This is a genomic window from Cytobacillus praedii, from assembly GCF_001439605.1.
In the GTDB taxonomy this organism is placed as follows: Bacteria; Bacillota; Bacilli; order Bacillales; family Cytobacillaceae; genus Cytobacillus; species Cytobacillus praedii.
Genome location: NZ_LMBX01000017.1, coordinates 117,705 through 127,285, shown reverse-complemented (window position 1 = coordinate 127,285; position 9,581 = coordinate 117,705). Strand labels below are relative to the sequence as shown.

The 9,581-nt window shown below is 34.7% G+C and carries 8 protein-coding genes, 1 pseudogene and 1 other annotated feature (1 of these 10 only partly in view); of the genes and pseudogenes, 6 read left to right on the top strand and 3 right to left on the bottom strand.

Annotated features, from left to right (window positions below):
* Positions 1–239 precede the first annotated feature (239 nt).
* Positions 240–569: a DUF378 domain-containing protein gene (locus ASU02_RS17695; protein WP_057766037.1), complete on the top strand. Its 330-nt coding sequence runs from the start codon at positions 240–242 to the stop codon at positions 567–569.
* A 540-nt stretch (positions 570–1,109) separates the two neighbouring features.
* Here the strand turns inward: ASU02_RS17695 and ASU02_RS27310 are convergent.
* Both ASU02_RS27310 and ASU02_RS17690 read right to left on the bottom strand, forming a co-directional pair.
* Positions 1,110–1,403, bottom strand: a pseudogene (locus ASU02_RS27310) (CBO0543 family protein); the annotation flags it as partial.
* 408 nt (positions 1,404–1,811) lie between these two features.
* Positions 1,812–2,240 carry a YugN family protein gene (locus ASU02_RS17690; protein WP_057766036.1) on the bottom strand — a complete coding sequence of 143 codons (429 nt, stop codon included), beginning with the start codon at positions 2,238–2,240 and terminating at the stop codon, positions 1,812–1,814.
* A gap of 438 nt (positions 2,241–2,678) precedes the next feature.
* On the opposite strand from ASU02_RS17690, the gene ASU02_RS17685 reads away from it, so the two are divergent.
* From ASU02_RS17685 to ASU02_RS17670, 4 genes are all read left to right on the top strand, one after another.
* Positions 2,679–3,656 (top strand): MBL fold metallo-hydrolase, encoded by a 978-nt coding sequence (locus tag ASU02_RS17685; RefSeq protein WP_057766034.1) that lies wholly within the window; start codon positions 2,679–2,681, stop codon positions 3,654–3,656.
* A 588-nt stretch (positions 3,657–4,244) separates the two neighbouring features.
* Entirely contained in the window at positions 4,245–4,502 is a 258-nt protein-coding gene (locus ASU02_RS17680) for an excalibur calcium-binding domain-containing protein (protein ID WP_057766031.1), read from the top strand.
* Between the two features lie 748 nt (positions 4,503–5,250).
* Positions 5,251–6,273 (top strand): polysaccharide deacetylase family protein, encoded by a 1,023-nt coding sequence (locus tag ASU02_RS17675; protein ID WP_057766029.1) that lies wholly within the window; start codon positions 5,251–5,253, stop codon positions 6,271–6,273.
* Positions 6,274–6,378: 105 nt separating this feature from the next.
* Entirely contained in the window at positions 6,379–7,206 is an 828-nt protein-coding gene (locus ASU02_RS17670; RefSeq protein WP_057766027.1) for a DUF2935 domain-containing protein, read from the top strand.
* Positions 7,207–7,243: 37 nt separating this feature from the next.
* Here ASU02_RS17670 and ASU02_RS17665 read toward each other — a convergent pair whose 3' ends face one another.
* Complete coding sequence (locus tag ASU02_RS17665; RefSeq protein ID WP_057766025.1) at positions 7,244–8,500, bottom strand: MFS transporter; 1,257 nt, start codon at positions 8,498–8,500, stop codon at positions 7,244–7,246.
* Positions 8,501–8,656: 156 nt separating this feature from the next.
* Between ASU02_RS17665 and ASU02_RS17660 the strand changes: the two genes are divergently transcribed.
* Positions 8,657–9,301 (top strand): MOSC domain-containing protein, encoded by a 645-nt coding sequence (locus tag ASU02_RS17660; protein ID WP_057766058.1) that lies wholly within the window; start codon positions 8,657–8,659, stop codon positions 9,299–9,301.
* A gap of 57 nt (positions 9,302–9,358) precedes the next feature.
* Positions 9,359–9,581, top strand: a binding site (T-box leader) (it continues 25 nt past the right edge of the window).

The following is a 9,581-nucleotide window of genomic DNA, read 5'->3' as shown; positions in this document are numbered from 1 at the left end:
AAGCAGGTGGAATTTTATTCGTCGTAAAATTCCACCTGCTTTTTCATTTCAGAGGTGGGTTTTGTCCCAGCCTCTTTCTGTTCATTAGGGAATTTTTCAGTAAGTCGGAATGGCAAAACTTATTTGTATGAAAAATGCTATTAATACAAACGATAGTAATGAATCTTAGATGGGTGGGTAAGATTCAATTGATAAATGAGAATCATTCATAACATGTATGAATAGGAGTTGAAATGTTAATGAGAACCATTCAGCGAATTGCATTAGCCCTTACAATTATTGGCGCACTCAATTGGGGTTTAATTGGATTTTTTAATTTTGATTTGGTTGCAGCTATATTTGGCGGACAAGACGCTGCAATTTCAAGAATTATCTATAGTCTTGTTGGACTAAGTGGAATCGTCTGTCTTCCTCTTCTGTTTAAAGAGTGGGAAGAGAGAGATACAGTGGCTCCAGCTAATCGTCAAGGATATGGAAAAGTCAATTACGGAACTGAGTTTGGAGAAGAATCGGATATTACAGAATTAAGAGATATAACATTAATAAAAGACAAGGATCAACAAGAGTAACAAAAAGGCTACACAAAAGTCGAGTGCTTTAGTACTCGATTTTTGTATTCTAATTGATGTCCTAATCGTATGATCATCTGAGTTTTGATCTTAATAAAACTAGTGTACGTGAGATTGACTGATGAAGTTTTCCTTTTGATCTATTTGAATGAAGATGTGGCACGTTTATTATTCTGAAGCAGAAATAATAAAAATGTATGGGGGAGTTTCCGAAGGAGATATCTCCTTTTTCATGAACAATATCATAAAGTTGTGTGACAGTGCTTCGTTAAGGTTGTAGCTTATCAACTGGATTCAATCCTTCATAAACAGAGAAGTTAAAATCTAACTCAAAAACGAACTTGGTTAAGTATGAATTGTGAGATTCACCACGTGAAGATCCATATTTTTTCCAATGTAGGAAAAGGAACGTATATAATAATATTTACCGTTACCGATTCTAAATTTAGTTACAAAATGAGTTTTACAATTATCAGGTCAAAAAAATGCTAATCACAGAATTTGAATTCCGAATTAATTCGTTGATAATTTAATCATCAGTTAATTTAAAGAGATGTTTTTATTATTAATTGTTCGAATGATCGCAATAATACTCCTGCATAATAAAAGTTTGATTATTAAACTTATTAAAGAATGATACCATGTCCAACCTTTTTTCCATGCAATTAACTTTGTCCTTTTTGCTGCATATGTCTCAAATAATATTAGCGGTATGACAAATGGAAATAGTTTTAAAATTATTCCCAACGGTTTGCTATTTAGTGTCCATTGATTGTAATAAAGTAGTACTAAAGGGTACAGTACATAATCAAAAGGTAAATGAATGTTAAAAAGACTTGGAAGAGGTCAAATTTTGTATTGTAAGTACCCTTTTGCTACTAAGTACTTGTCGGAATATGAATTTCCAATGAAACTAACAAGGTAAACGATAATCCAATCTTTAAATGGCTTTTTTACTATGGCGAACGGTAACAGAAATAATCCGATTAAAGTGGATACAGATAAAAAGAGGATAGATTTGTCTTTGTTTCTATTCAAGAAGTTCACCTCATATGACTCGGATCATGCAGGAGTATTCTTCCTTTTGTACCGTAAAAGGAAACGGATGTGAAAAGGTTTATAAGTGATTAATCTTTATTTCATATAAGTAACCACATGTTATATCATCATGTGATTGCAATCGTTTTATTTTTACATAGTAACCACATGATAAACGAAGGGTAATTTTTAAAAGTCAGCATGTTAAGAGCTTAACAGTGTATCAATCGAGTTCAATATTTGGTTAATTTTTTGTTCTCCAGCCAATTCCCATCTGCTTTTATCACGTATATTCCCATCCTTATCCAATGGTTCTTGGAATTGGGTAATTCCTGTCGTGCCTGTAAGCAATGAATGTTTATCATAGTCTAATCCAATATTAACAACATGCTTTATTATATAGGGAGTTCCAAATTCAATATAAGCATTCGAATGATCCAATGCCCCTTCTAGAACATTTATAGGAACTCTTAAATAAATAGTTTCACCGCCCTCACGCCATAATACTGCATCAAATTTTCCTTGGTGGTAGTCAAAATTACTGCAGAAACTGCACCCGTTTAAGTCAAATAAATCTTTAACAATGCCAAAGTAAGCTCTTTTTCCTTCAATTTCCGATTGTAATTGAATCATTTTTTATTCACTCCTGTTAAAATGGATATTACTATTTTGTACAAAAAAGTGAATAAAATACCAATTAGAATTTTTTATTAGGGCATTTCAATGTATATATTTCGTATTAGATAAACACATTCCTTTATATTAGCTGATTTTTCCCGATCATCAGCTAACAATACTTTATTATCAATTTGAGCCTGGTCCTCTGCCATTACCACAAATTTTGGTGCTGGTGTTTCAGTTATGCAAAGGAGAGACTTAGCTAAGGAACACAAATTCATTTCATCAGTTAGTTATTATAACCATGCATATAAATTACAATGTATTAGTTTAAAAAGCACATGTATATTCCCCGAAAGTACATCTGATTGAGTTAGGAACAATAGTTAGCGGAAGAGTTCAGCTTACTCCAGGGTTGAGCGCTAAGCATAGGATATCTACTAATTTTTTGCTATGATAAGGAGTACAAAATATCTAAATTGTTGGTGGGGAATTGACTTGAGAAAACGCTATGAAAATTTGGATCGTGTAGAGAATAACCATTCATTTAAATCATTATCCCAGTGGCGCAAGGAACGCCGTTCAAAGGTAAAGAATTTATCGATTCAGATCCCGCAGGCTGAAGAGAAAGAAATAGAGACGCTTCAACTTAATCGTGAGAAGGCAAGTATTACTTGGATAGGCCACTCTACTTTTTTAATTCAATTAGATGGGCTAAATATAATAACGGATCCAGTATGGGCGAAATGGCAGGGCACGGATAAAAGGCTTACAAATCCTGGACTTGCTATTGAAGATCTGCCGGAAATGGATATTGTGGTCATTTCCCATGGTCATTATGATCATTTGGATTTTCGATCGATTCGCCGTTTAAGAGGGAATCCAACTTATTATGTTCCTCACGGATTAAAAAGTCTTTTTGTTAAAAGAGGGTATCACAAAACGATTGAGGCGAATTGGTGGGATTCATTCAACAATCAAAATCTTAAGATATCCTTCGTGCCTGCTCAGCATTGGACACGGCGCAGCTTATTTGATACGAACACTTCTCATTGGGGTGGGTGGATGATTGAAGAGACATCCACTCAACAATCAATCTATTTTGTTGGTGACACCGGGTATTTTCGCGGATTTAAGGAGATTGCTGAACGGTTCAATTCTATAAATTTTGTGCTTATGCCAATCGGTGCATACGAACCAGAGTGGTTTATGAAGAATTCACATATCAATCCAGAAGATGCGGTAAAAGCATTCCGGGATTTAAACGCCTCCATATTCATCCCGATGCATTACGGGGCATACCGTTTAGCTGATGATACGGGACCAGAAGCGCTTGGTCGTTTGTATAAGGAGTGGGAACAGCAAAAATTGAGCAAGGAACAGTTGCGTGTGCTTAATATAGGCGGAACATTATGGATTGATGCTGATTAGGATATAGAGTTAATTTAGTTGGAGTACAGAGAGTTAAATAAAAGAACCCTGCTAGTTTAATAAATCTGGAACAGATGATGGATGCTGCCTTTTATTTAGATAATGCAGTTTTTAAAGTAAGAGTTTCAGGAGTTATGAGTGAATAAGGGAATATACTCATACATAAACAAGTTACTGACAATCATTTGGCATTATCATGAGGCAGAGTAGAAGTCTTGGGAAATTCTCAGTCATGTATGATAAAAGAGATGAAAGAGGAACTTGGTCTTGACGTGAAGTTAAATCGGCTTTTTTGGATGACAGAAAATTATTTTTAGTATAATAACAAACATTTTTATGAAATAAGTTTTTATTATAGTCTTTTCTCCGTTACTGATAATTTTAATTCTGATGCTTTCCATGGCGATGATGGGGATCGGTTAATTTATAGATGGATCCCAATTGATGAGCTTAAGAAACTCCTGCTATTTCTTTAGTCTTTTTGGGACAGTACACTAAATAATTCGTCCTGTAAGGAAAAATCACATCTTGTGAAAATAGTAGAATATCACTATACTGGATATTAATTACATAAAGGATGTGTATAGTATGAAAAAGGTAGTTTCTATCGCCTTATCTCTAGGACTAGTATGTAGTGCTGGGTATATAGCTGAAGCAAAGTCAGCAGCAAAAACATACAAGAACTGCACAGAACTAAACAAGGATTATAAGGGCGGAGTTGCTGAAAGTTCGTCTGCAAAGAATAAAGGCGGGAAGACTAAATATAAGCCTTATGTTTCTAAAGAGTTGTATACTGCCAATAAAAAAATGGATCGAGATAATGATAAAATTGCATGTGAAAAATAATTGAGAAAACCAACAGTCGGCGTAAACTGATTGTTGGTTTTTTACTTTTTATAAATATATAAATTTAAAATGTCGAATAATGTAAAAAGAAAGTATATAAAAAATTTATCGCTTTTACTTAAAAAATAAAAACCTCTTATTTTAATCTACTTGATTAAAACAGAAAATTCTTATGAAAAAAAGTCCGCTTCATTAAGAAGCGGAAAAGAAAAAAGAGACTATGGATCGAGTTGAATTAGTGAAATTAAACGACATATAGTATATGAAGTGTAATATATATACTATATATCGTTAAATGTGATTCTAGCATACTAATAATTAATTAGCAATAATTTTATTAATATTTCTCAATTTTTAAACAATTATTTTATTTCATTCAATTATTCCTCTAGCATCCCCGCTACAAACCATTGTATTCCATTCGAATGACCAAAAAACATGTGAAAAAAATCACTTCAATTTTCCATAAGGAATTGAAAACACTGTAAATATTATGTAAAGTTAAGAGAGTAGTTTTATAGCGAAATTTTAATAGTTTTGTAAAATAACATAGAAATATGACAACTTTTTTTCAAGATCAAACGTCTAATTAATAACTGCATAAAAGCATGATTATATAAAACATCCAGAAAATGAAAAGGAGTGAAATTTACTCGTACTTTTGTTATACAACCTGGTTGACAGTAAAGATTTCTTTATTGTTTATGATTGCTTCTAAGATTAACAAGAAATGGAAAGGTGAATTCTCGTGAGAAGAACAAGGGCAGGAAGAAGTAGAAAATTAATTAAAACAAAGGAAAAAGTAATCATTTCCGCTTTAGTATGTATAGCTTTAGTAGCAATGATTTTACAACCAGGCAGCAATAATGAAGCATTAGCTGTATCTAATTTCAAACAGCCTATTAATATGATGTATTCCTTTATATCTCAAAGGAATTTTAATCATATTGATGAAATGAATGGCCCCACTTATCATTATTTTCGCTCAATACAACTAAAGAAGAAGGAAGCAGTAACTGAGCAGGATCAAGCAATTCCTGATGATAAGGTCCCAGACAAAGATGTGAAAGAAGAAGAAGCGGCTAACACTGAAAAAGCTGAAAATACTAATCAGGCAGGGTTAGATAAAGCTGACAATCAAGAAGTGGCGCAGGAACAGAACAATCAGGAGATAAACCTTCATAAGGTTTATTTAACCTTTGACGATGGACCATCAGCCTATACGACAAGTATTTTAGAATCGCTAAATTCACACGGAATGAAGGCTACTTTCTTTATGCTTGAACCAAATATGAAGAAGTATCCTGATGAACTCAATCAAATAATTAATGAAGGGCATGTCCCAGCATTACATGGGGTATCCCATAATGTATCGAAAATTTACCGTTCGGAACAAACGGTTGTTGATGAAATGAAACAAGGGCAAGCAACATTATTAAACTTAACAGGGGCATTAACACATTTAATTCGTACACCTTATGGGTCTGCTCCATATATGAAGCCATCATATAAAGAGGCTGTTCAAGCGGCAGGTTTCCAATTATGGGATTGGACAATTGACAGCAACGATTGGAGATATAGTAATGGTGAATTCGTCGGGAAGGTTATTCAGCAAATGGAGAATTATCGATATAAAAGCAGTCCAATTGTTATTCTCCTCCACGATCGCAAATCAACGGCAGAGCATTTGCCATCACTTTTAACGTACTTACAATCACATGGTTATGAAACGGATGTTCTTAATGAAAAGCTAGCCGCCTATAATTTTTAAATAACTAACCTCGGCATCCATTTGTGGTGCCGTTTTTTTGTTCAGCCGAAAGATTTGCGCTTTTTAATTCATGTCATAAAAAATTAATACAAATGATAAGCTGTTATGAGGTTATGTAAAAGGAGGAGAGAAAAATTGGCTGTAAGCTTCGAGACGTCTGCTAAATTTGAACATAAGTTTTGGCTCCAAATACTTGGTGATCATGCTCGTTTTTTGCATGATTCATTGGCGCCTCAAGAAATAGAGTTAATTAATTCTGCAAATTATTTTATTCAAACATTTGACCAGCTGTTAGGCAGGGTTGAAATAGAGAATTTAATAGAGCTTAGTGCAAGGGCGGAAGAAGAAGCATTAAGACTTAGGCAATACAAATTGAATATTATTGAACGGCAGCTTATCGGTAAGGTTACTATTCATCTTGGTCCAACCTTTATGAATCATATGGTAAATGAATTAGAAGAATACTTATTGCTGTTAAAATATTTAAAAGATGGAGAAGTACCACCAGTGTTTCATGAATTACATCATCATTTAATTTGGTTATTAGATGCCTCTGGTCATTCAGGAGCGATCTCAAATAATATGGAACAAGCAGAAAAGAAAATAAAAAAGATTAGTGATGGCTATACAAAAGATTTTGAAGCTTTTTATCTTAAAGCTGTTGAAATGGCAGGATTCCTTCGTACAGGAGTTGCTTCTTTTCCGGCACTTGATCGATTTAATCATGATGTCTCAGCTGAAATAAAATTATTTATGAATTTCCTTAATGAAATTGAGGAATTAGAGCTTAGTAATGAGGCCTTGGGTACATTCGCCCCATTAATGGCTGATCATATGTATAGAGAGGAGTGCTATTATTTAACGAAGCTTGCAGAATCATCACAAGTAGAAGCTCCAAATTGTGATCCAGCAAAGCCAAGGTTAAAGGAATAAAAAAGAACAAAAAACCGCAATAGCATATCTATTGCGGTTATTCTTCATCCGGTTTGATGGCTTTAAACGTAGCAATTGCCGCCACCAATGCGAGAATGCTCAAAATATAAAACAATGATTTTTCCGCATGCTTCATTAAGACTGCGATTGCAGGAGGACCAGCAGCTACACCCACAAATCTCATCGAACTGTAAATAGAGGTAATCGTTCCACGTTCTTGTTTATTGATTCCTTCAGTTATTAATGTATCCAGGCATGGGAGTCCAATCCCAATCCCGACACCGCCAAATAGGAAAAGGATAATCATAAACCATAAACTATCTGAAAAACTAAGAATGGCAATAGATATGGCAGTAAGAACAGAGCCTCCAAAAATCAGCCATTTCATTAATACTTTATTTTCCTTAATTAATTTTCCGGTTATAAAAGAAGCTGTACATAGAGCGCCCAGCGGGATAGCCAGAAAAAATCCTTTTTTAACATTTTTTATATCGTACGTTTTCTCTAGAATATCTGACAAATAAAACAATACACCAAAAAGAACAAACATCAGGATGGCACCAATAATAAAAATAGCGTATAACCATCTCCCGTTATTCTTAAAGGTTTCTCTAATATTTGCAAAAAACTGTTTAAAAGGAACAGGTTCAAACTCCATATTTGCAGTTTTAACAAGAAAGATCATTAATATAATGGAAATCAAACAAAAAGCCGGAAAAGAAAAGAATGGCAAAAACCAGAGAAAACCAGCCAGTAATGAACCAAGTATGGGACTTAAAACTTTTCCAAATGTATTTGCTGTTTCAATAATTCCAAGAGATGTACTCATCTCATCTTCGTCTTTAAACATATCACCTACTAAAGGCATGACAATAGGAGCGGCCCCTGCAGCCCCAATTCCTTGTATTGCTCGTCCCAATAATATAATCCAGTATGCGTCATCCATTTTCCAAGCAGCCCAGCCAGAAATAAGACCGCCAATTCCAGCGATCAAAAGACTAGGGATAATAACTTTTTTCCTGCCGATATGGTCAGATATGATTCCAGCAACGGGGATTAGGATAATGGCAACGATCGAATAAACAGTTAAGATCATGCTTGTTTGAAAAGAAGATATGTTTAATTGCTTCTCCATTGCAGGCAAGACAGGGATAAGCATGGAGTTGCCCAGTGTCATTACAAGCGGGATTGAGGCAAGAGCCAGGATTGCCCACTTTTTATAGGGGACATCGCCTCCATTGTTTCCTTTTTTCGAATCCTTATTATCGCTCTGCAGCTTTTCAACATGCTCCATTCTCTATTCCTTCCTTAAACATAATCAACCTACTATTAATATTGGTTACTTTCATAAAACTAAAAGGGACATTTTTTGGAAGTGATGAAATTGGAAATAACTGTTTCGCTTTTATGGGAAGAAAAGGATAAAATGTGTGAAAATAGAGGTGATGAAATGGAAAGAAAATTGCTTACATTAAATATTGGCAGACCAAATTTACATGTTTGGAAGGGCAGGACGGAGAATTCTGCAATAGCGAAAAAAGGAATAGAAGAAGTCTTGTTGACGAAAAATGGTTTTAAAGGAGATTATGTTGCAAATCGTGAATTTCATGGCGGACCAGAAAGAGCAGTTTGCCTATACCCATATGAACATTATTGGCAATGGGAACAGGAATTTAACCAGACATTTCGGATGCCAGCTTTTGGTGAAAATATTTGTGCAGAGAATATGCTGGAAGAGGACGTTTATATCGGTGATACCTTTACATTGGGCGATGCGGTTATCCAAGTTTCCCAAGGGCGGATTCCTTGTTCAACGATATCAAAGCATAATCATGTGGATTCATTGCTTGGGAGAATTGTTGAAACGGGCTATACCGGTTATTTCTTTCGCGTTTTGCAGGAAGGAATCGTAACAACAAGTTCTAAGCTTACGTTAATTGATCGCCAACAAGAGAAATTTTCAGTTCTAAGGGGCAATCAGCTAATGTTTCATGACCGAAAAAATCGCGAGGCTATTGAAGAATTTCTGGAAGTAAAGGAACTTGCAGAAGTATGGAGAGGGAAATTTCTAAAAACTTTGGAAAGTTTAAAATAATGATGAAACTCCTCTTGACACTGCAAGGAAATTGAAATATCATAAAAAACAATATATCTGACGGCTATGATGAAGAGGAGTAGCTAATACGGAAACTTAAGAGAGCTGATGGCTGGTGTGAATCAGTGTGGACGTATTTGTGAATGGACTTCTGAGCCCCAAACTGAACGCTGGTGACAGCAGTAGGCTTTGGCGAATAGTCTCATCGTTACAAGAGACAGGCATTTAATACTTTTTTAGATGCTTGTTAAGTGAGCTGATTTTTTAGCTAATGAAGGTG

What these genes read in the sequence shown, in the direction of transcription:
- ASU02_RS17660 (WP_057766058.1), top strand. Translation starts at nt 8,657, where the DNA reads ATGGAAAGAAAATTGCTTACATTAAATATTGGCAGACCAAATTTACAT.
- ASU02_RS17695 (WP_057766037.1), top strand. Translation starts at nt 240, where the DNA reads ATGAGAACCATTCAGCGAATTGCATTAGCCCTTACAATTATTGGCGCA.
- ASU02_RS17685 (WP_057766034.1), top strand. Translation starts at nt 2,679, where the DNA reads ATGATAAGGAGTACAAAATATCTAAATTGTTGGTGGGGAATTGACTTG.
- ASU02_RS17665 (WP_057766025.1), bottom strand. Translation starts at nt 8,500, where the DNA reads ATGGAGCATGTTGAAAAGCTGCAGAGCGATAATAAGGATTCGAAAAAA.
- ASU02_RS17680 (WP_057766031.1), top strand. Translation starts at nt 4,245, where the DNA reads ATGAAAAAGGTAGTTTCTATCGCCTTATCTCTAGGACTAGTATGTAGT.
- ASU02_RS17670 (WP_057766027.1), top strand. Translation starts at nt 6,379, where the DNA reads ATGAGGTTATGTAAAAGGAGGAGAGAAAAATTGGCTGTAAGCTTCGAG.
- ASU02_RS17690 (WP_057766036.1), bottom strand. Translation starts at nt 2,240, where the DNA reads ATGATTCAATTACAATCGGAAATTGAAGGAAAAAGAGCTTACTTTGGC.